The following is a 354-nucleotide window of genomic DNA, read 5'->3' as shown; positions in this document are numbered from 1 at the left end:
GAGGGCGTTTACCACGGTGTGATTCATGACTGGGGTGAAGTCGTAACAAGGTAACCCTAGGGGAACCTGGGGTTGGATCACCTCCTTACCTTAAGATGACGAAGTTGTTGAGTGTTCACACAGATTGCCTTGATTCAAGTTTAGAGACAGTACACGAAGTGGGTCTGTAGCTCAGGTGGTTAGAGCGCACCCCTGATAAGGGTGAGGTCGGTGGTTCGAGTCCACTCAGACCCACCACTTCGATTACGGGGCTATAGCTCAGCTGGGAGAGCGCCTGCTTTGCACGCAGGAGGTCTGCGGTTCGATCCCGCATAGCTCCACCATAATCCGTACTGAATTTGCGAGAAGCAAAAG

At 52.5% G+C, this 354-nt stretch carries 2 tRNA genes and 1 rRNA gene; all 3 read left to right on the top strand.

Going from position 1 to position 354, the window contains the following annotated elements:
• A 16S ribosomal RNA gene (locus J9885_RS14825) occupies positions 1 to 88 on the top strand; the annotation flags it as partial.
• 72 nt (positions 89 to 160) lie between these two features.
• A tRNA-Ile gene (locus J9885_RS14820) sits at positions 161 to 237 on the top strand.
• A gap of 10 nt (positions 238 to 247) precedes the next feature.
• Positions 248 to 323, top strand: a tRNA-Ala gene (locus tag J9885_RS14815).
• The last annotated feature ends 31 nt before the right edge of the window (positions 324 to 354 follow it).

The sequence above is a fragment of the Aeromonas sp. SrichE-2G genome (assembly GCF_017939565.1).
In the GTDB taxonomy this organism is placed as follows: Bacteria; Pseudomonadota; Gammaproteobacteria; order Enterobacterales; family Aeromonadaceae; genus Aeromonas; species Aeromonas taiwanensis.
The sequence above is the reverse complement of the archived record's forward strand: the minus strand, read 5'-3'. Positions and strand labels throughout refer to the sequence as shown.